The sequence below is a fragment of the Citrobacter sp. S-77 genome (assembly GCF_963864895.1).
Lineage (GTDB): Bacteria > Pseudomonadota > Gammaproteobacteria > Enterobacterales > Enterobacteriaceae > Citrobacter > Citrobacter murliniae.
Map to the genome: position 1 here is coordinate 655,163 of NZ_CAWLWU010000002.1, position 21,070 is coordinate 676,232.

Genomic DNA, 21,070 nt, shown 5'->3' on the forward strand with positions numbered 1-21,070 from the left:
TTTAGAATGGCTGAAATTACCGCATCCCTGGTAAAAGAGCTGCGTGAGCGTACTGGCGCAGGCATGATGGATTGCAAAAAAGCACTGACTGAAGCTAATGGCGACATCGAGCTGGCAATCGAAAACATGCGTAAATCTGGTGCGATCAAAGCTGCGAAAAAAGCAGGCAACGTTGCTGCTGACGGCGTGATCAAAACCAAAATCGAAGGCAACTTCGGTGTGATTCTGGAAGTTAACTGCCAGACTGACTTCGTTGCTAAAGACGGTGGTTTCCAGGCGTTCGCAGACAAAGTTCTGGACGCGGCTGTAGCAGGTAAAGTGACTGATGTTGAAGTCCTGAAAGCACAGTTCGAAGAAGAGCGTGTTGCGCTGGTTGCTAAAATCGGTGAAAACATCAACATCCGTCGCGTTGCAATCCTGGAAGGCGACGTTCTGGGCAACTACCAACACGGTGCGCGCATCGGTGTTCTGGTTGCGGCTAAAGGCGCTGATGAAGAGCTGGTTAAACACCTGGCGATGCACGTTGCTGCAAGCAAACCAGAATTCGTTAAACCAGAAGACGTGTCTGCTGAAGTGGTAGAGAAAGAATACCAGGTACAGCTGGACATCGCGATGCAGTCTGGTAAGCCGAAAGAAATCGCAGAGAAAATGGTTGAAGGCCGTATGAAGAAATTCACCGGTGAAGTTTCTCTGACTGGTCAGCCTTTCGTAATGGACCCGAGCAAAAACGTTGGCCAGCTGCTGAAAGAGCACAACGCTGACGTGACTGGCTTCATCCGCTTTGAAGTGGGCGAAGGCATCGAGAAAGTTGAAGCTGACTTCGCAGCAGAAGTTGCTGCAATGTCTAAACAGTCTTAATTGTACTGTCCGGAGCCGCCTCAGGGCGGCTCCTTTTTGTACCCGTCATGTGAAAATCAGCCAGTTCCAGTAGGCAACAAACGGCAGGAAACACATGATGTCACCCGATTTAAATCATCCCATTCGTGACACTCGCAGGAAAGAAAATGGCTACCAACGCAAAACCCGTCTACAAACGCATTCTGCTTAAACTGAGCGGCGAAGCATTGCAGGGGACTGAAGGTTTCGGTATTGACGCAAGCATCCTTGACCGTATGGCGCAAGAGATTAAAGAACTTGTTGAACTGGGCATTCAGGTTGGCGTAGTGATTGGCGGTGGTAACCTGTTCCGCGGTGCAGGTTTGGCAAAAGCGGGTATGAACCGCGTTGTGGGCGACCACATGGGCATGCTGGCAACAGTTATGAACGGCCTGGCAATGCGTGACGCACTGCATCGCGCCTATGTGAACGCTCGCCTGATGTCTGCTATTCCGCTGAACGGCGTGTGCGACAACTACAGCTGGGCAGAGGCTATCAGCCTGCTGCGTAACAACCGCGTTGTTATTTTATCCGCGGGTACCGGTAACCCGTTCTTCACTACTGACTCTGCAGCTTGTCTGCGCGGTATTGAAATCGAAGCGGATGTAGTTCTGAAAGCCACTAAAGTTGATGGCGTATTTACCGCCGATCCGGCTCAGGATCCAACCGCTACCATGTACGAACAACTGACCTACAGTGAAGTACTGGATAAAGAACTGAAAGTGATGGATCTGGCTGCGTTCACGCTGGCTCGTGACCACAAATTACCGATTCGTGTCTTCAACATGAACAAACCAGGTGCCTTGCGCCGTGTTGTTATGGGTGAAAAAGAAGGCACTTTAATCACGGAATAATTTCCGTCGAGGCCAAATACGGGTAAGATTCCGCTTTAATCAAGCGGGTCACTTACCCGGTGGCATATTTTAAACAAGACTATACTTAGCGCATCAGTGCTTCCGTCTGGTCTGTCTGAGACAAGTTTTCAAGGATTCGTAACGTGATTAGCGATATCAGAAAAGATGCTGAAGTGCGCATGGATAAATGCGTAGAAGCGTTCAAAAACCAAATCAGCAAAATTCGCACGGGTCGTGCTTCTCCCAGCCTGCTGGACGGTATTGTCGTAGAATATTACGGCACACCAACTCCGCTGCGTCAGCTGGCAAGCGTAACGGTTGAAGATTCCCGTACTCTTAAAATCAACGTGTTTGACCGTTCAATGGGGCCGGCTGTTGAGAAGGCGATTATGGCTTCCGACCTCGGTCTGAACCCAAGTTCTGCGGGTACCGATATCCGCGTTCCGCTGCCTCCGCTGACCGAAGAGCGTCGTAAAGATCTGACGAAAGTTGTGCGTGGTGAAGCTGAACAGGCTCGTGTTGCTGTACGTAACGTACGCCGTGATGCCAACGATAAAGTAAAAGCTCTGTTGAAAGATAAAGAGATCAGCGAAGATGACGATCGCCGTTCTCAGGACGACGTACAGAAACTGACTGACGCAGCAATCAAGAAAGTTGATGCGGCGCTGGCAGAGAAAGAAGCGGAACTGATGCAGTTCTGATTCGCCTGTACGTTTAAAACGCCGCTTGGGGGATCTGTGAGGATCAACTGGCGGCGTTTTGCTTTTTATCCTGTCTCAATTCTTCTGGATGTCTGATGAAGCAATTAACCGTTCTGGGCTCAACCGGCTCTATTGGTTGCAGTACGCTGGATGTAGTACGCCATAACCCGGAAAAGTTTCGAGTTGCTGCGTTGGTTGCGGGTAAAAATGTCACCCGCATGGTAGAGCAATGCCTGGAGTTTTCTCCCCGCTATGCGGTGATGGACGATGAAAAAAGCGCAGTGCTGGTGAAAGCCGCACTTCAGGAGCACGGAAGTCGCACTGAGGTGATGAGTGGGCAACAGGCAGCCTGTGATATGGCTGCGCTGGATGACGTCGATCAGGTGATGGCGGCGATTGTCGGCGCAGCGGGGTTATTACCGACGCTGGCGGCAATCCGTGCGGGCAAAAGTATTCTGTTGGCAAATAAAGAGTCTTTAGTGACCTGCGGACGTCTGTTTATGGACGACGTGAAACGCAACAAAGCGCAGCTTTTGCCGGTAGATAGCGAACATAATGCGATTTTTCAGAGTTTACCTCAACCTATCCAACACAATCTGGGATACGCTGACCTTGAGCAAAATGGCGTAATGTCCGTTCTGCTTACCGGGTCTGGTGGCCCTTTCCGTGAAACGCCATTGCAGGATCTGGTTTCAATGACGCCCGATCAAGCATGCCGTCATCCGAACTGGTCGATGGGAAGAAAAATCTCAGTCGATTCCGCCACCATGATGAATAAAGGTCTGGAATACATTGAAGCGCGTTGGTTATTTAATGCCAGTGCAAGCCAGATGGAAGTGCTGATTCATCCGCAGTCGGTGATTCACTCGATGGTGCGTTATCAGGATGGTAGTGTGCTGGCCCAGTTGGGTGAGCCTGATATGCGTACACCGATTGCTCATACGATGGCATGGCCGGAACGTGTGACGTCTGGCGCTAAGCCTGTCGACTTTTGCAAACTCAGTGCGTTGACTTTTTCCGCACCTGATTACCAGCGTTATCCGTGCCTGAAATTGGCAATGGACGCGTTTGAGCAAGGGCAGGCCGCGACAACCGCGCTGAACGCCGCGAATGAAATTACCGTTGCCGCATTCCTGGCGCAGCAGATTCGATTTACTGATATCGCCGATCTAAATTTATCCGTACTGGATAAGATGGATTTGCAGGAACCGCAGAGCGTTGATGACGTGCTGAGGGTCGATGCCATCGCCAGGGAAGTCGCCACAAAACAAGTGACGCGACTCTCAAGCTGATGATAATCCCGCTACGGGGGATCGTGCTATTTGTTAGCGTTGGGCTTCAGTGATATAGTCTGCGCCACCCGATTGTGGGTATTTGCTTTTTTTCGGTCGGGTAAGCCGTGGTTTGACACGGCTTTTTTGTGGATACACAAAATCATTCAGGTTGCATCAAGGCGGCAAGTGAATGAGTTCCCAGGAGCATACAATCAGTATGTGGCTGGGGCGAATGAGCGCAGCTAACACAGAGGCAGCCTGAAGGATGAAGAGCAAAAGGCTTCAGTATTCCTGAGTACCGTAAAATCCTTTCAGGGACTAAAAACGCGTTATGTTGTCTGCAACTCAACCATTAAGCGAAAATTTGCCAGCACATGGCTGCCGCCATGTAGCCATTATTATGGATGGCAATGGCCGCTGGGCGAAAAAGCAAGGGAAGATTCGCGCCTTTGGGCATAAGGCCGGAGCAAAATCCGTCCGCCGGGCTGTCTCTTTTGCTGCCAATAACGGTATTGATGCGTTAACGCTGTATGCCTTTAGCAGTGAGAACTGGAACCGACCTGCGCAGGAAGTGAGCGCGTTAATGGAATTGTTCGTGTGGGCGCTTGATAGCGAAGTGAAAAACCTGCACCGCCATAACGTTCGTCTGCGTATTATCGGGGATATCAGTCGATTTAACTCACGTTTGCAAGAACGGATCCGCAAATCGGAAGCGCTTACCGCCCAAAATACCGGGTTAACGCTGAATATTGCTGCGAATTACGGTGGACGGTGGGATATTGTCCAGGGAGTCAGACAACTGGCACAACAGGTGCAGGAAGGTCTGCTGCGTCCTGAGCAAATTGATGAAGAGAAGCTTGGTCAACAAATTTGCATGCATGAGCTGGCTCCGGTGGATTTAGTAATAAGGACTGGGGGAGAGCACCGCATTAGTAATTTTCTGCTGTGGCAAATTGCCTATGCCGAGCTTTACTTTACGGATGTTCTCTGGCCCGATTTCGATGAACAAGACTTTGAAGGTGCGCTGCATGCCTTTGCTAATCGAGAGCGTCGTTTCGGCGGCACCGAACCCGGTGATGAAAAAGCCTGATGGGGGTCGCTTTTGCTGAAGTATCGCCTGATTTCTGCTTTTGTTTTAATACCCGTGGTCATCGCGGCGCTGTTTTTGTTGCCGCCGGTGGGGTTCGCCATTGTTACGCTGGTCGTTTGTATGCTGGCAGCCTGGGAATGGGGACAGTTAAGCGGTTTTGCCACTCGCACGCAGCGAGTCTGGCTGGCGGTTCTGTGTGGGCTACTGCTGGCACTGATGCTGTTTTTGCTGCCTGAATATCATCACAATATTCACCAGCCGCTGGTTGAATTGTCGCTTTGGGCGTCGTTAGGCTGGTGGGCTGTAGCGCTATTACTGGTGTTATTTTACCCCGGTTCAGCGGCAGTCTGGCGTAATTCAAAGGTATTACGCATAATTTTCGGCATCTTAACCATTGTCCCTTTCTTTTGGGGAATGCTGGCGCTACGAGCCTGGCATTATGATGAGAATCATTATAGTGGCGCGGTATGGCTGCTCTATGTCATGATCCTCGTCTGGGGAGCGGATTCTGGTGCGTATATGTTTGGAAAGCTGTTTGGCAAGCATAAACTGGCGCCGAAGGTCTCTCCTGGTAAAACCTGGCAAGGTTTTATTGGCGGACTCGCCACTGCTGCTGTGATCTCATGGGGTTATGGTATGTGGGCGAATCTTGATGTTGCGCCTGTCACCTTGCTCATTTGCTCTATCGTTGCAGCCCTGGCCTCCGTGTTGGGTGACTTGACCGAGAGTATGTTTAAGCGTGAAGCAGGTATTAAGGACAGTGGTCACTTAATCCCAGGGCACGGTGGTATTCTGGATCGCATTGATAGCCTGACGGCTGCAGTACCGGTCTTTGCTTGCCTGTTGTTACTGGTATTCAGGACACTCTAACGGATGGTCTTATGCTGAGTATTCTCTGGAATCTGGCTGCATTCATCGTCGCACTCGGTGTGCTTATCACTGTGCATGAATTTGGTCATTTCTGGGTTGCCCGGCGCTGTGGAGTCCGTGTCGAGCGCTTTTCCATTGGCTTTGGAAAAGCGCTTTGGCGTCGTACCGATAAACTGGGTACTGAATACGTCATCGCCCTGATCCCACTCGGCGGCTACGTCAAAATGCTGGATGAGCGTGCTGAGCCGGTTATACCGGAGCTGCGCCACCACGCCTTCAACAATAAAACAGTTGGGCAACGTGCTGCCATTATCGCTGCAGGCCCAATTGCAAACTTCATCTTTGCTATTTTTGCCTACTGGTTGGTCTTTATCATCGGTGTCCCTGGTGTGCGTCCGGTTGTTGGTGAGATCACACCTAATTCGATCGCCGCTCAGGCGCAAATTTTGCCTGGTACGGAACTAAAAGCTGTTGATGGCATCGAAACCCCAGATTGGGATACTGTGCGGTTGCAGCTGGTCTCCAAAATCGGCGATGAGCATACGACCATCAGCGTGGCGCAGTTTGGCAGCAACCAGCGACAGGACAAAACGCTGGATCTGCGCGATTGGGCATTTGAGCCAGATAAAGAGGATCCTGTCTCTAGTCTGGGGATTCGCCCGCGCGGTCCGCAGATTGAACCGGTGCTGTCAGAAGTGCAGGTTAACTCCGCTGCAAGCAAGGCGGGTTTGCAAGCTGGCGACAGGATCGTTAAAGTCGATGGTCAACCGCTAACGCAATGGATGACGTTCGTGATGTTGGTGCGCGATAATCCAGGTAAGCCGTTAGCGCTCGAAATTGAAAGGCAGGGGAGTCCCTTGTCTTTAACATTAATCCCGGATACCAAACCGGGTAATGGAAAGGCGGAAGGTTTTGCGGGCGTTGTGCCTAAAATTATCCCTCTGCCTGATGAGTACAAGACTGTACGCCAGTATGGGCCGTTCAGCGCCATCCTCGAAGCCACGGATAAAACGTGGCAGCTGATGAAGCTGACGGTCAGTATGCTGGGAAAATTGATTACCGGTGATGTAAAACTGAACAACCTCAGTGGGCCGATTTCTATCGCCCAGGGGGCTGGGATGTCAGCGGAGTTCGGGGTAATTTATTACCTGATGTTCCTTGCGCTTATCAGCGTGAACTTAGGGATAATCAACCTGTTTCCGTTGCCCGTTCTTGACGGGGGGCATCTGCTGTTCCTGGCGATTGAAAAGCTGAAGGGCGGTCCGGTATCCGAGCGGGTTCAAGACTTTAGTTATCGCATTGGCTCTATTTTGCTGGTGTTGTTAATGGGGCTTGCACTTTTCAATGATTTCTCTCGGTTGTAAGAGAGTGTTAGGAAGAACGCATAATAACGATGGCGATGAAAAAGTTGCTCATAGCGTCGCTGCTGTTTAGCAGCGCCACCGTATACGGTGCTGAAGGGTTCGTAGTGAAGGACATTCATTTCGAAGGCCTACAGCGAGTCGCCGTTGGTGCGGCTCTCCTTAGTATGCCGGTGCGTACAGGCGACACGGTTAATGATGAAGACATCAGTAATACCATTCGCGCCCTGTTCGCCACCGGAAACTTTGAGGATGTCCGCGTCCTGCGCGATGGTGATACCCTTCTGGTTCAGGTAAAAGAACGTCCGACGATTGCCAGCATTACTTTCTCCGGTAACAAATCGGTGAAAGACGACATGCTTAAGCAGAACCTCGAGGCGTCTGGCGTGCGTGTTGGCGAATCTCTTGATCGCACAACCCTTGCCGATATCGAAAAAGGCCTGGAAGATTTCTACTATAGCGTCGGTAAGTACAGCGCCAGTGTGAAAGCGGTGGTAACACCGTTGCCGCGTAACCGCGTTGATCTCAAACTGGTGTTCCAGGAAGGTGTATCGGCGAAGATCCAACAGATCAATATCGTCGGTAACCACGCCTTTACAACCGACGAGCTTATCTCTCACTTCCAACTGCGTGATGAAGTGCCGTGGTGGAACGTCGTAGGCGATCGTAAATATCAGAAACAGAAACTGGCGGGCGATCTCGAAACCCTGCGCAGCTACTATCTGGATCGCGGTTACGCTCGTTTCAACATTGACTCCACGCAGGTCAGCCTGACGCCGGATAAGAAAGGTATCTATATCACTGTCAACATCACAGAAGGCGAGCAGTACAAACTTTCTGGGGTGCAAGTGAGCGGTAACCTTGCCGGACACTCTGCCGAGATTGAGACCCTGACGAAAATCGAGCCGGGCGAACTCTATAACGGCACCAAAGTGACCAAAATGGAAGATGATATCAAGAAGCTTCTGGGTCGCTACGGTTATGCCTACCCGCGTGTACAGTCGCAACCTGAAATCAACGATGCAGACAAAACCGTAAAATTACGTGTAAATGTGGATGCGGGTAACCGTTTCTATGTTCGTAAGATCCGTTTTGAAGGTAACGACACCTCTAAAGATTCCGTGCTGCGTCGCGAAATGCGCCAGATGGAAGGCGCGTGGTTGGGTAGCGATCTGGTCGATCAGGGTAAAGAACGTCTGAATCGTCTGGGCTACTTCGAAACCGTGGACACTGATACTCAGCGTATTCCGGGTAGTCCGGATCAGGTTGATGTGGTCTATAAGGTGAAAGAACGTAACACCGGTAGCTTCAACTTCGGCGTCGGTTACGGTACAGAGAGCGGCGTTAGCTTCCAGGCGGGCGTTCAGCAGGATAACTGGTTAGGTACCGGTTATTCGGTCGGTATTAACGGCACCAAAAACGACTATCAGACCTATACTGAGTTGTCTGTTACCAACCCGTATTTCACCGTTGATGGTGTCAGCCTTGGTGGTCGCGTCTTCTATAACGACTTTGAAGCGGATGATGCGGATCTGTCCGACTATACCAACAAAAGTTATGGTACAGACGTAACGCTGGGCTTCCCGATCAACGAATACAATACGTTGCGTGCGGGTCTGGGTTATGTGCATAACTCCCTGTCTAACATGGATCCACAGGTTGCGATGCAGCGATATCTGGTTTCCATGGGTGAGAATCCTGATGCTGATAGCTTCAAATCGGACGATTTCACCTTCAACTACGGTTGGACATACAACAAGCTGGACCGTGGGTACTTCCCAACGGAAGGTACGCGTGTCAACCTGAACGGTAAAGTAACGGTTCCTGGTTCTGATAACGAATACTACAAAGCGACGTTGGATACTGCGACCTATGTGCCGATCGATGACGACCATAAATGGGTTGTTCTGGGTCGTACTAAGTGGGGTTACGGTGACGGTATAGGCGGCAAAGAGATGCCGTTCTATGAGAACTTCTATGCCGGTGGTTCCAGTACTGTGCGTGGCTTCCAGTCGAACACTATCGGTCCGAAAGCCGTCTATTTACCGGCTAATCGTTATAATAATGATGACGATTATGACAACGAGTGTGACACTACCAATACTGCACCGTGTAAATCGGATGATGCTGTGGGCGGTAACGCCATGGCTGTCGCCAGCCTGGAGTTTATTACTCCGACGCCGTTTATTAGCGACAAGTATGCCAACTCGGTCCGTACTTCCTTCTTCTGGGATATGGGTACCGTTTGGGATACTAACTGGGATTCCGCGAAGTATTCTGGTTATCCAGACTACAGCGATCCGAGCAATATCCGTATGTCTGCAGGTATCGCATTACAATGGATGTCCCCATTGGGGCCGTTGGTCTTCTCCTACGCCCAGCCGTTTAAGGATTATGAGGGAGACAAAAAAGAGCAGTTCCAGTTTAACATTGGTAAAACCTGGTAATTGTTCTTCACAAAGGAATGTAAGAGTTGTGTAGCGATGACTTTAGGCGATCTTGCATGGGATCGCCTGGCCACGCAAAGAACTGCATCTTCGGATGCAAATGGGATGGTAAGGAGTTTATTGTGAAAAAGTGGTTATTAGCTGCAGGTCTCGGTTTAGCGATGGCAACGTCTGCACAGGCTGCCGACAAAATTGCAATCGTCAATATGGGTAGCCTGTTCCAACAGGTTGCACAAAAGACTGGTGTTTCTAATACGCTGGAAAACGAGTTCAAAGGCCGCGCCAGCGAACTGCAGCGTATGGAATCCGATCTGCAATCTAAAATGCAGCGTCTGCAATCTATGAAAGCGGGTGCCGATCGTACCAAGCTGGAAAAAGACGTTATGGCACAGCGCCAGACTTTCTCTCAGAAAGCGCAGGCTTTTGAGCAGGATCGTCAACGTCGTTCCAACGAAGAACGTGGCAAACTGGTTACTCGTATCCAGACTGCTGTGAAATCTGTCGCTAGCAGCCAGAGCATCGATCTGGTCGTTGACGCGAACACCGTTGCATACAACAGCAGCGATGTAAAAGACATCACCGCCGACGTACTGAAACAGGTTAAATAAGTAATGCCTTCAATTCGACTGGCTGATTTAGCAGAGCAGTTGGATGCAGAATTACACGGTGATGGCGATATCGTCATCACCGGCGTAGCGTCCATGCAATCTGCGCAAACTGGCAATATCACATTCATGGTAAACCCTAAATACCGTGAACATTTAGGCGTATGCCAGGCTTCTGCCGTTGTGATGACGCAGGACGATCTTCCTTTTGCTAAGAGTGCCGCGCTGGTAGTGAAGAATCCCTACCTGACCTATGCACGAATGGCACAAATTTTAGATACCACGCCTCAGCCTGCACAAAATATTGCACCCAGTGCAGTGATCGATGCGACGGCGAAGCTGGGTAATAATGTCTCTGTTGGCGCAAATGCGGTCATCGAGTCAGGCGTAGAGCTGGGCGATAACGTGGTTATCGGCGCAGGTTGCTTCGTCGGAAAAAACACAAAAATCGGTGCAGGTTCACGCTTGTGGGCCAATGTGACGATTTACCACGATATTCAGATCGGTGAGAATTGCCTGATCCAGTCAAGCACAGTCGTCGGATCTGACGGCTTTGGCTATGCAAACGATCGTGGTAATTGGGTGAAGATCCCGCAGCTTGGTCGCGTCATTATTGGCGATCGCGTCGAGATTGGTGCCTGTACGACAATCGATCGTGGCGCACTGGACGATACCGTGATCGGCAATGGTGTTATCATTGATAACCAGTGCCAGATTGCGCATAACGTTGTGATTGGCGACAATACGGCTGTAGCCGGTGGCGTCATTATGGCGGGTAGCCTGAAGATTGGCCGTTACTGCATGATTGGCGGCGCCAGCGTGATCAATGGGCATATGGAAATATGCGACAAAGTCACGGTAACTGGCATGGGTATGGTGATGCGTCCTATTACTGAACCTGGCGTCTACTCCTCAGGCATTCCGCTACAACCCAACAAGGTATGGCGTAAAACAGCTGCACTGGTGATGAATATTGATGATATGAGCAAGCGCCTCAAAGCAATTGAGCGCAAGGTTAATCAACAAGACTAACGTTCCACCTGTACACAACATCGTTCAAGCTGCATTGAAGCGGCAATTGAGTGAAATCCCGGGAGCTTGCGCAGGTAAGTGACTGGAGTGAGCCAAGGCAGCCAACAAAGCGGCAGCTTGAAAGATAAAGTGTATGTACGTGCCATCCTTTTACGGCCTGTCACATTCATGCGATTGCGACAGGCCGTGTTATTATTGCCTTTTAGTATATTTTGACAGGAAGAGTATTTTGACTACTAACACTCATACTCTGCATATTGAAGAGATTTTAGAACTTCTGCCGCACCGTTTTCCGTTTCTGCTGGTTGACCGTGTGCTGGATTTTGAAGAAGGTCGTTTTCTGCGCGCAGTGAAAAATGTATCCGTTAACGAGCCTTTCTTTCAGGGCCACTTCCCGGGTAAACCGATTTTCCCTGGTGTGCTGATTCTGGAAGCGATGGCACAGGCAACGGGTATTCTGGCGTTTAAAAGCGTAGGAAAACTAGAGCCGGGCGAACTGTATTACTTCGCAGGAATTGATGAGGCACGCTTTAAGCGTCCTGTCGTGCCAGGCGATCAGATGATCATGGAAGTGACTTTCGAGAAAACGCGCCGCGGCCTGACCCGTTTTAAAGGGGTTGCGTTGGTCGACGGTAAAGTTGTGTGCGAAGCAACAATGATGTGTGCCCGTAGCCGGGAGGCCTGATACGTGATTGATAAATCCGCCTTTATTCACCCAACTGCCATTGTAGAAGATGGTGCCAGCATTGGCGCTAATGCTCACATTGGCCCATTTTGTATTGTTGGACCCCATGTTGAAATTGGTGAGGGTACCGTACTGAAGTCTCACGTTGTCGTGAATGGTCATACCAAGATTGGTCGCGATAACGAGATCTATCAGTTTGCCTCCATCGGTGAAGTGAACCAGGACCTGAAATATGCTGGCGAACCGACCCGTGTGGAAATTGGCGATCGTAACCGCATCCGCGAGAGCGTCACCATTCATCGTGGCACAGTGCAGGGCGGTGGGTTGACGAAGGTGGGCAGTGATAACTTACTGATGATCAACGCGCACGTCGCGCACGATTGTACGGTGGGTAACCGCTGCATTCTGGCGAATAACGCCACGCTTGCCGGACATGTTTCGCTGGATGATTTTGTTATCATCGGTGGCATGACAGCGGTGCATCAGTTCTGCATCATTGGCGCGCACGTGATGGTTGGTGGCTGTTCTGGCGTTGCCCAGGATGTTCCTCCATACGTTATTGCCCAGGGCAACCATGCGACGCCGTTTGGCGTCAACATTGAAGGTTTGAAACGTCGTGGATTCACTCGCGAAGCGATTACTGCGATCCGCAATGCCTATAAAGCGTTGTACCGCAGCGGCAAAACGCTTGACGAAGCGAAACCGGAAATCGCCGAACTGGCGAAGCAGTACCCCGATGTTCAGGCCTTTAGCGATTTCTTTGAGCGCTCAACGCGTGGTCTGATTCGTTAATGACTGAGCAGCGTCCTTTAACGATTGCCCTCGTCGCCGGAGAAACCTCCGGCGATATTCTTGGTGCAGGATTAATTCGAGCACTCAAGGCTCGCGTCCCCAATGCGCGATTTATTGGCGTTGCAGGTCCGCTGATGCAGGCTGAAGGCTGTGAAGCCTGGTACGAAATGGAAGAGTTGGCGGTAATGGGCATTGTTGAAGTGCTTGGACGCCTGCGCCGTTTGCTGCATATCCGCGCTGATCTGACTCGCCGTTTCACCGATCTCAAGCCGGATGTTTTTGTCGGTATTGATGCGCCTGATTTCAACATTACCCTCGAAGGAAATTTGAAAAAGCAGGGCATTAAAACCATTCATTACGTCAGCCCCTCCGTCTGGGCATGGCGACAGAAACGCGTTTTCAAAATAGGCAGATCCACCAATATGGTGCTGGCCTTTCTGCCTTTCGAAAAAGCGTTTTATGACAAATTTAACGTCCCGTGCCGCTTTATCGGTCACACCATGGCGGATGCCATGCCGTTGGATCCTGATAAAAATGCGGCTCGTGATGTTCTGGGTATTCCTCATGATGCGCACTGTCTGGCATTGCTACCGGGAAGTCGTGGTGCAGAAGTGGAAATGCTCAGCGCTGATTTTCTGAAAACAGCGCAGCTATTACGTCAACAATACCCGGATCTCGAAGTCGTGGTTCCGTTGGTCAATACCAAACGCCGAGAGCAGTTTGAACGCATCAAGGCTGAAGTGGCTCCAGAACTTTCCGTACATATGCTTAATGGAATGGGACGTGAAGCCATGGTTGCCAGCGATGCTGCGTTGCTGGCCTCTGGTACGGCTGCGCTGGAGTGCATGCTGGCGAAGTGTCCGATGGTTGTCGGCTATCGTATGAAACCCTTCACGTTCTGGCTGGCGAAGCGTCTGGTGAAAACCGATTATGTTTCTCTGCCGAACTTGTTAGCGGGAAGAGAACTGGTTAAAGAGCTGCTGCAGGATGAATGTGAACCGCATGCATTGGCACAAGCGCTGTTGCCGTTGCTCGCCAATGGTAAAACCAGCCATGCGATGCATGACACTTTCCGTGAACTGCACCAGCAGATCCGTTGCAATGCCGATGAACAAGCGGCGGATGCTGTCCTGGAGTTAGCACAATGATTGAATTTGTTTATCCACATACGCATTTAGTGGCGGGTGTGGATGAAGTGGGGCGCGGTCCTTTGGTGGGAGCCGTTGTGACTGCGGCCGTTATACTTGATCCTGCGCGTCCGATTGTCGGGCTCAACGACTCCAAAAAATTGTCGGAAAAGCGTCGTCTGTCACTTTACGATGAAATCAAGGACAAGGCGTTAAGCTGGAGCCTTGGGCGAGCGGAACCGCATGAAATTGACGAGCTGAATATCCTGCATGCCACCATGCTGGCTATGCAGCGTGCGGTTGCAGGTCTGCATATTACGCCTGAATACGTACTGATTGATGGAAATCGTTGCCCGGCATTGCCGATGCCGTCGATGGCGGTAGTGAAAGGTGATAGCCGCGTGGCAGAGATCAGCGCTGCGTCTATCCTGGCGAAAGTCACACGTGACGCTGAAATGGCGGCGCTGGATATTATTTTTCCGCAGTATGGCTTTGCACAGCACAAAGGCTACCCAACCGCTTTTCATCTGGAAAAGCTGGCAGAGCATGGCGCTACAGAGTACCACCGTCGCAGCTTTGGCCCTGTCAAACGCGCACTGGGACTCGCGTCCTGATTCTTGTGTCGAGAATAAGTAAACCGGAATCTGAAGATGTCTGAACCACGTTTCGTCCACCTGCGGGTGCACAGCGACTACTCCATGATTGATGGGCTGGCAAAAACCGGACCGCTGGTAAAAAAGGCGGCCGCATTAGGCATGCCTGCGCTGGCGATCACCGATTTTACCAACCTGTGTGGTCTGGTGAAGTTTTACGGAGCGGGTCATGGCGCGGGCATTAAGCCAATTGTTGGCGCTGATTTTCATGTTCGTAGTGAACTGTTTGGTGATGAGCTCACTCAACTGACCGTGCTGGCGGCCAATAACACGGGTTACCAGAACCTGACATTGTTGATATCGAAAGCCTATCAGCGTGGCTATGGTGCTGAAGGGCCGGTTATCGACAAAGACTGGCTGGTCGATTTAAAAGATGGCTTAATTTTGCTTTCCGGTGGTCGCATGGGCGACGTCGGGCGCAGCCTGCTGCGTGGTAACAGCGCACTGGTCGATGAGTGCGTGACGTTTTATGAAGAACATTTTCCCAATTGCTACTTCCTGGAACTGATCCGCACCGGCAGGCAAGACGAAGAAAATTATCTGCATGCCGCAGTGGCTCTGGCCGAAACGCGTGGTCTGCCAGTGGTGGCGACCAACGATGTTCGCTTCCTTGAAAGCGGAGATTTCGACGCGCATGAAATTCGCGTTGCGATCCATGATGGTTTCACTCTCGATGATCCGAAACGCCCGCGCAACTATTCGCCGCAGCAGTATATGCGCAGCGAAGAGGAGATGTGCGAGCTGTTCTCCGACATCCCGGAAGCGCTGCAAAATACTGTCGAGATAGCCAAACGCTGTAATGTGACGGTACGTTTGGGCGAATATTTTCTGCCGCAGTTCCCGACTGGTGATATGACCACGGAAGACTATCTGGTCAAAAAATCCAAAGAGGGGCTGGAAGAGCGTCTGGCATTTTTGTTCCCGGACGAAGCCGAGCGCCAAGAGAAGCGCCCACCCTATGATGAACGCCTGGATATTGAACTTCAGGTTATTAACCAAATGGGGTTCCCGGGTTACTTCCTGATCGTTATGGAGTTTATCCAGTGGTCAAAAGATAACGGTGTACCCGTTGGGCCGGGACGTGGTTCCGGTGCGGGCTCGTTGGTTGCTTATGCATTAAAAATTACCGATCTTGATCCGCTGGAATTCGACCTGCTGTTCGAACGTTTCCTCAACCCAGAACGTGTCTCGATGCCTGACTTCGACGTTGACTTCTGTATGGAGAAGCGCGACCAGGTAATTGAACACGTAGCGGATATGTATGGCCGTGACGCGGTATCGCAGATTATTACCTTTGGTACGATGGCGGCAAAAGCGGTTATCCGCGACGTAGGCCGCGTGCTGGGGCATCCGTACGGTTTTGTTGACCGTATTTCTAAACTGGTACCACCCGATCCGGGGATGACGCTGGCGAAGGCCTTTGAGGCTGAGCCGCAACTGCCTGAAATTTACGAGGCTGATGAAGAGGTCAGGGCGCTGATCGACATGGCGCGTAAGCTGGAAGGTGTCACACGTAACGCCGGTAAACATGCTGGTGGTGTGGTCATCGCGCCAACTAAAATTACTGACTTTGCGCCGTTGTACTGCGATGAGCAGGGGCTGCATCCGGTTACTCAGTTTGATAAGAACGATGTGGAATACGCCGGGCTGGTGAAGTTCGACTTCCTCGGCCTGCGTACGCTCACTATCATCAACTGGGCGCTGGAGATGATAAACGCTCGCCGTAAGAAGAACGGTGAGCCACCGCTGGATATTGCCGCCATTCCGCTCGACGATAAAAAAAGTTTCGATATGCTGCAGCGTTCAGAGACGACAGCTGTTTTCCAGCTTGAATCCCGCGGCATGAAGGATCTGATTAAACGTCTGCAGCCTGACTGCTTCGAAGATATGATCGCCCTGGTGGCGCTGTTCCGTCCCGGCCCGCTCCAGTCGGGGATGGTAGATAACTTTATCGACCGTAAACACGGTCGCGAAGAGATTTCCTACCCGGACGTACAGTGGCAGCATGAGTGCCTGAAACCGGTGCTGGAGCCGACCTATGGCATTATCCTGTATCAGGAACAGGTCATGCAGATAGCCCAGGAGCTGTCGGGCTATACTCTTGGCGGCGCGGACATGTTGCGTCGTGCAATGGGTAAGAAAAAACCGGAAGAGATGGCCAAGCAGCGCGGCACCTTCGAAGAAGGGGCGAAAAAGCGTGGTGTAGATGGCGAGCTGGCGATGAAAATCTTTGACCTGGTGGAGAAATTCGCCGGTTACGGATTTAACAAATCGCACTCCGCGGCCTATGCGCTGGTCTCTTACCAGACGCTGTGGCTGAAAGCGCATTACCCCGCTGAGTTTATGGCAGCGGTAATGACCGCCGATATGGATAACACCGAAAAGGTGGTGGGGCTGGTGGACGAATGCTGGCGCATGGGGCTAAAAATCCTGCCGCCAGATATCAACTCCGGGCTGTACCATTTCCATGTTAATGATGACGGTGAAATTGTATATGGCATCGGCGCGATAAAAGGCGTGGGTGAAGGGCCAATTGAAGCTATCATTGAAGCGCGTAATAAAGGTGGCTACTTCCGCGAGCTGTTTGATCTCTGTGCCCGCACAGATATTAAGAAGCTTAATCGCCGGGTGTTGGAAAAGCTAATCATGTCCGGGGCGTTTGACCGCCTTGGCCCGCATCGCGCTGCGTTGATGAATTCGCTTAATGATGCGCTTAAAGCTGCTGATCAGCATGCGAAAGCTGAAGCTATCGGTCAGGCCGATATGTTTGGTGTACTGGCGGAAGAGCCGGAACAAATTGAACAATCCTACGCCAGCTGCACGCCGTGGCCGGAGCAGGTGGTATTAGAGGGTGAACGTGAAACGTTAGGACTTTACCTGACCGGACACCCTATCAATCAGTATTTAAAAGAAATTGAGCGCTATGTCGGAGGCCACAGGCTGAAAGACATGCATCCGACAGAACGTGGTAAAGTTACCACTGCTGCGGGGCTCGTTATTGCTGCGCGGGTAATGGTCACCAAGCGCGGTAATCGTATCGGCATCTGCACACTGGATGACCGTTCCGGGCGTCTGGAAGTGATGTTATTCACCGATGCTCTGGATAAATACCAGCATTTGCTGGAAAAAGACCGCATACTTATCGTCAGCGGACAGGTCAGCTTTGATGACTTCAATGGCGGGCTTAAAATGATGGCCCGTGAAGTCATGGATATTGACGAAGCCCGGGAAAAATATGCTCGCGGGCTTGCTATCTCGCTGACGGACAGGCAAATTGATGACCAGCTTTTAAACCGACTCCGTCAGTCTCTGGAACCCCACCGCTCGGGGACAATTCCAGTACATCTCTACTATCAGAGGGCGGATGCACGTGCGCGATTGCGTTTTGGCGCAACGTGGCGTGTCTCTCCGAGCGATCGTTTGCTAAACGATCTCCGTGGCCTTATTGGTTCGGAGCAGGTGGAACTGGAGTTTGACTAATACAGGAATACTATGAGTCTGAATTTCCTTGATTTTGAACAGCCGATTGCAGAGCTGGAAGCAAAAATCGATTCTCTGACTGCGGTTAGCCGTCAGGATGAGAAACTGGATATTAACATCGATGAAGAAGTGCATCGTCTGCGTGAAAAAAGCGTAGAACTGACGCGCAAAATCTTCGCCGATCTTGGCGCATGGCAGGTAGCCCAACTGGCTCGCCATCCACAGCGTCCATATACCCTGGATTATGTCCGCCTGGCGTTTGATGAATTTGATGAGCTGGCGGGCGATCGTGCCTATGCGGATGACAAAGCTATTGTCGGCGGTATTGCGCGTCTTGAGGGGCGTCCGGTGATGATCATTGGTCATCAGAAAGGCCGCGAGACCAAAGAGAAAATTCGTCGCAACTTCGGCATGCCAGCGCCGGAAGGCTATCGCAAAGCGCTGCGTCTGATGGAAATGGCCGAACGCTTCAAGATGCCGATTATCACCTTCATCGACACCCCTGGGGCTTACCCGGGGGTGGGCGCGGAAGAACGTGGTCAGTCTGAAGCGATTGCGCGCAACCTGCGTGAAATGTCACGTCTGAGCGTGCCGGTTATCTGCACCGTTATCGGTGAAGGTGGTTCCGGTGGTGCGCTGGCGATCGGCGTGGGCGATAAAGTGAATATGCTGCAATACAGCACCTATTCAGTTATCTCCCCGGAAGGCTGCGCGTCCATTCTGTGGAAAAGCGCAGACAAAGCGCCGTTGGCGGCAGAAGCGATGGGCATTATTGCGACGCGTTTGAAAGAGCTGAAGCTTATCGACTCCATCGTTCCGGAACCACTGGGTGGTGCGCATCGTAATCCGGAAGCAATGGCAGCGTCGCTGAAGGCGCAATTGCTGGCCGATCTGGCCGATCTTGACGTGTTAAGTACGGAAGAGCTCAAAAATCGTCGTTACCAGCGTCTGATGAACTACGGTTACGCGTAAACTGTATTTATTCTGAAAAGGGCCACAACACTGTGGCCCTTTTTTTTACCTGCGGTTTGACCAGGCTATGATTAACTAAGGTTTTTCCAGGAGGAACGCATGAACATTATTGCCATCATGGGACCGCATGGCGTCTTTTATAAAGATGAGCCCATCAAGGAACTTGAACGTGCGCTGCAGCAGCAGGGGTTTCAGATTATCTGGCCGCAGAATAGCGTCGACCTGCTGAAATTTATCGAACACAATCCGCGCATTTGCGGTGTTATTTTTGACTGGGATGAATACAGCCTGGAGTTGTGTAGCGATATCAATCAGCTAAATGAATATCTCCCACTGTACGCTTTTATTAATACCCATTCGACGATGGATGTCAGCGCCCACGATCTGCGCATGGCGCTGTGGTTTTTTGAGTATGCGCTTGGTCAGTCCGAAGATATAGCGACGCGTATTCGGCAGTACACCAGTGAATATCTCGATAACATTACGCCTCCCTTTACCAAAGCGCTGTTTACTTATGTGAAGGAAGGGAAGTATACCTTCTGTACGCCAGGGCATATGGCGGGAACGGCGTACCAGAAAAGCCCGGTGGGATGCCTGTTCTATGATTTCTTTGGCGGCAACACGTTAAAGGCTGACGTGTCCATTTCTGTGACTGAGCTGGGGTCGCTATTGGACCATACAGGTCCACACCTGGAAGCAGAAGAGTATATCGCTCGCACCTTTGGCGCAGAGCAAAGTTATATGGTCACCAACGGCACATCGACGTCGAATAAGATTGTTGGGATGTATGCCGCCCCTACGGGAAGTACGTTATTAATTGATCGCAACTGTCATAAATCTCTCGCGCATTTATTGATGATGAGTGATGTGGTGCCCATTTGGCTGAAACCCACACGTAATGCGCTGGGGATCCTCGGGGGAATTCCGCGCCGCGAATTCTGCCGCGAGAGTATTGCACGTAAGGTAGAGGAGACTACGCAAGCACAGTGGCCGGTGCATGCAGTTATCACTAACTCGACCTACGACGGTCTGTTGTATAACACTAACTGGATTAAACAAACGCTGGATGTCCCTTCAATTCATTTTGACTCTGCCTGGGTGCCTTACACGCATTTCCATCCGATTTACCAGGGGAAAAGTGGCATGAGCGGTGAGAGGGTTCCAGGTAAAGTCATCTTTGAAACGCAGTCCACCCACAAGATGTTGGCCGCGTTGTCGCAGGCGTCTTTGATTCACATTAAAGGGGATTATGACGAAGATACCTTTAATGAAGCCTTTATGATGCACACCTCGACCTCACCCAGCTACCCCATTGTGGCATCGATTGAAACAGCGGCGGCGATGCTGCGTGGTAATCCCGGTAAGCGGCTAATTAACCGCTCGGTGGAGCGCGCGCTCCATTTCCGTAAAGAGGTACAGCGACTGCGAGAAGAATCGGACGGTTGGTTCTTCGATATCTGGCAGCCGGAAAAAGTAGATCAAGCGGAATGCTGGCCCGTCGCTCCTGATGAAGGCTGGCATGGGTTTAATGATGCTGACGCTGACCACATGTTCCTCGACCCGGTAAAAGTCACTATTCTGACGCCGGGAATGGATGAACAAGGAAATATGAGCGAAGAAGGGATCCCTGCCGCGCTGGTAGCAAAGTTCCTCGATGAACGCGGTGTCGTGGTGGAGAAAACAGGTCCGTATAATCTGTTGTTCCTGTTCAGCATTGGGATTGATAAAACCCGGGCAATGGGCTTACTGCGAGGACTTACTGAGTTCAAACGCTCATATGACCTTAATTTGCGCGTTAAAAACATGCTGCCGGATTTGTATGCTGAAGATCCTGATTTTTATCGCAATATGCGTATTCAGGATCTGGCGCAAGGGATCCATAATTTGATCCGCCAGCATGATCTCTCCGGGTTGATGCTACGGGCATTTGACACCTTGCCGGAAATGAAAATGACGCCGCATCAGGCCTGGCAGCGACAAATTAAAGGCGAAGTGGAGACCGTGACGCTCGATCAACTGGTGGGGCGCGTTTCTGCCAATATGATCCTGCCTTATCCACCTGGTGTACCGCTGCTGATGCCGGGGGAAATGATCACTGAAGAAAGCCGTGCTGTACTCGATTTCCTGCTGATGCTGTGTTCAGTAGGCCATCATTACCCCGGATTCGAAACAGATATTCATGGCGCTAAACTGGGCGAGGACGGTGTGTATCGTGTGAGAGTCCTAAAAATGGCATAACGACTTGCCTGAA

At 51.2% G+C, this 21,070-nt stretch carries 17 protein-coding genes; all 17 read left to right on the forward strand.

Annotated features, from left to right (window positions below):
• Positions 1-6 precede the first annotated feature (6 nt).
• On the forward strand, positions 7-858 hold the full coding sequence (gene tsf / locus AACS05_RS03720; RefSeq protein ID WP_045439976.1) for a translation elongation factor Ts: 852 nt from the start codon (positions 7-9) through the stop codon (positions 856-858).
• Between the two features lie 146 nt (positions 859-1,004).
• Complete coding sequence (gene pyrH, locus AACS05_RS03725) at positions 1,005-1,730, forward strand: UMP kinase (protein ID WP_045439978.1); 726 nt, start codon at positions 1,005-1,007, stop codon at positions 1,728-1,730.
• A gap of 143 nt (positions 1,731-1,873) precedes the next feature.
• Positions 1,874-2,431 (forward strand): ribosome recycling factor, encoded by a 558-nt coding sequence (gene frr / locus AACS05_RS03730; protein WP_045439981.1) that lies wholly within the window; start codon positions 1,874-1,876, stop codon positions 2,429-2,431.
• Positions 2,432-2,526: 95 nt separating this feature from the next.
• Positions 2,527-3,723 (forward strand): 1-deoxy-D-xylulose-5-phosphate reductoisomerase, encoded by a 1,197-nt coding sequence (ispC, locus tag AACS05_RS03735; protein WP_045439983.1) that lies wholly within the window; start codon positions 2,527-2,529, stop codon positions 3,721-3,723.
• Between the two features lie 313 nt (positions 3,724-4,036).
• Positions 4,037-4,795, forward strand: a complete 759-nt coding sequence (ispU, locus tag AACS05_RS03740) for a (2E,6E)-farnesyl-diphosphate-specific ditrans,polycis-undecaprenyl-diphosphate synthase (RefSeq protein ID WP_045439986.1) — start codon at positions 4,037-4,039, stop codon at positions 4,793-4,795.
• A 12-nt stretch (positions 4,796-4,807) separates the two neighbouring features.
• Complete coding sequence (gene cdsA, locus AACS05_RS03745; RefSeq protein WP_045439989.1) at positions 4,808-5,665, forward strand: phosphatidate cytidylyltransferase; 858 nt, start codon at positions 4,808-4,810, stop codon at positions 5,663-5,665.
• 11 nt (positions 5,666-5,676) lie between these two features.
• A complete protein-coding gene (gene rseP / locus AACS05_RS03750; protein WP_045439992.1) occupies positions 5,677-7,029 on the forward strand; it encodes a sigma E protease regulator RseP in 1,353 nt (450 codons plus the stop codon).
• Positions 7,030-7,058: 29 nt separating this feature from the next.
• Positions 7,059-9,473: an outer membrane protein assembly factor BamA gene (bamA, locus tag AACS05_RS03755; protein ID WP_045440002.1), complete on the forward strand. Its 2,415-nt coding sequence runs from the start codon at positions 7,059-7,061 to the stop codon at positions 9,471-9,473.
• Positions 9,474-9,595: 122 nt separating this feature from the next.
• Entirely contained in the window at positions 9,596-10,081 is a 486-nt protein-coding gene (gene skp, locus AACS05_RS03760; RefSeq protein ID WP_045440005.1) for a molecular chaperone Skp, read from the forward strand.
• A gap of 3 nt (positions 10,082-10,084) precedes the next feature.
• Positions 10,085-11,110 (forward strand): UDP-3-O-(3-hydroxymyristoyl)glucosamine N-acyltransferase, encoded by a 1,026-nt coding sequence (gene lpxD / locus AACS05_RS03765; RefSeq protein ID WP_003018531.1) that lies wholly within the window; start codon positions 10,085-10,087, stop codon positions 11,108-11,110.
• A 229-nt stretch (positions 11,111-11,339) separates the two neighbouring features.
• Entirely contained in the window at positions 11,340-11,795 is a 456-nt protein-coding gene (fabZ, locus tag AACS05_RS03770; RefSeq protein WP_003018528.1) for a 3-hydroxyacyl-ACP dehydratase FabZ, read from the forward strand.
• A gap of 3 nt (positions 11,796-11,798) precedes the next feature.
• The gene (gene lpxA / locus AACS05_RS03775) at positions 11,799-12,587 is read left to right on the forward strand and encodes an acyl-ACP--UDP-N-acetylglucosamine O-acyltransferase (protein ID WP_045440007.1); all 789 of its coding nucleotides are present in this window, start codon (positions 11,799-11,801) and stop codon (positions 12,585-12,587) included.
• Positions 12,587-13,735 carry a lipid-A-disaccharide synthase gene (gene lpxB / locus AACS05_RS03780; protein ID WP_045440009.1) on the forward strand — a complete coding sequence of 383 codons (1,149 nt, stop codon included), beginning with the start codon at positions 12,587-12,589 and terminating at the stop codon, positions 13,733-13,735. Before lpxA ends, lpxB begins: the two co-directional genes overlap by 1 nt.
• Positions 13,732-14,328: a ribonuclease HII gene (gene rnhB, locus AACS05_RS03785; RefSeq protein ID WP_045440010.1), complete on the forward strand. Its 597-nt coding sequence runs from the start codon at positions 13,732-13,734 to the stop codon at positions 14,326-14,328. Before lpxB ends, rnhB begins: the two co-directional genes overlap by 4 nt.
• A gap of 36 nt (positions 14,329-14,364) precedes the next feature.
• Positions 14,365-17,847: a DNA polymerase III subunit alpha gene (gene dnaE / locus AACS05_RS03790; RefSeq protein ID WP_045440012.1), complete on the forward strand. Its 3,483-nt coding sequence runs from the start codon at positions 14,365-14,367 to the stop codon at positions 17,845-17,847.
• A 12-nt stretch (positions 17,848-17,859) separates the two neighbouring features.
• Positions 17,860-18,819: an acetyl-CoA carboxylase carboxyl transferase subunit alpha gene (gene accA, locus AACS05_RS03795; protein ID WP_045440015.1), complete on the forward strand. Its 960-nt coding sequence runs from the start codon at positions 17,860-17,862 to the stop codon at positions 18,817-18,819.
• A 99-nt stretch (positions 18,820-18,918) separates the two neighbouring features.
• Positions 18,919-21,057, forward strand: a complete 2,139-nt coding sequence (ldcC, locus tag AACS05_RS03800) for a lysine decarboxylase LdcC (protein ID WP_045440018.1) — start codon at positions 18,919-18,921, stop codon at positions 21,055-21,057.
• Positions 21,058-21,070 lie beyond the last annotated feature (13 nt).

Coding starts and splice junctions, on each gene's coding strand:
- tsf (WP_045439976.1), top strand. CDS start 7: ATGGCTGAAATTACCGCATCCCTGGTAAAAGAGCTGCGTGAGCGTACT.
- pyrH (WP_045439978.1), top strand. CDS start 1,005: ATGGCTACCAACGCAAAACCCGTCTACAAACGCATTCTGCTTAAACTG.
- ispC (WP_045439983.1), top strand. CDS start 2,527: ATGAAGCAATTAACCGTTCTGGGCTCAACCGGCTCTATTGGTTGCAGT.
- ispU (WP_045439986.1), top strand. CDS start 4,037: ATGTTGTCTGCAACTCAACCATTAAGCGAAAATTTGCCAGCACATGGC.
- rseP (WP_045439992.1), top strand. CDS start 5,677: ATGCTGAGTATTCTCTGGAATCTGGCTGCATTCATCGTCGCACTCGGT.
- bamA (WP_045440002.1), top strand. CDS start 7,059: ATGGCGATGAAAAAGTTGCTCATAGCGTCGCTGCTGTTTAGCAGCGCC.
- lpxD (WP_003018531.1), top strand. CDS start 10,085: ATGCCTTCAATTCGACTGGCTGATTTAGCAGAGCAGTTGGATGCAGAA.
- lpxB (WP_045440009.1), top strand. CDS start 12,587: ATGACTGAGCAGCGTCCTTTAACGATTGCCCTCGTCGCCGGAGAAACC.
- rnhB (WP_045440010.1), top strand. CDS start 13,732: ATGATTGAATTTGTTTATCCACATACGCATTTAGTGGCGGGTGTGGAT.
- dnaE (WP_045440012.1), top strand. CDS start 14,365: ATGTCTGAACCACGTTTCGTCCACCTGCGGGTGCACAGCGACTACTCC.
- accA (WP_045440015.1), top strand. CDS start 17,860: ATGAGTCTGAATTTCCTTGATTTTGAACAGCCGATTGCAGAGCTGGAA.
- ldcC (WP_045440018.1), top strand. CDS start 18,919: ATGAACATTATTGCCATCATGGGACCGCATGGCGTCTTTTATAAAGAT.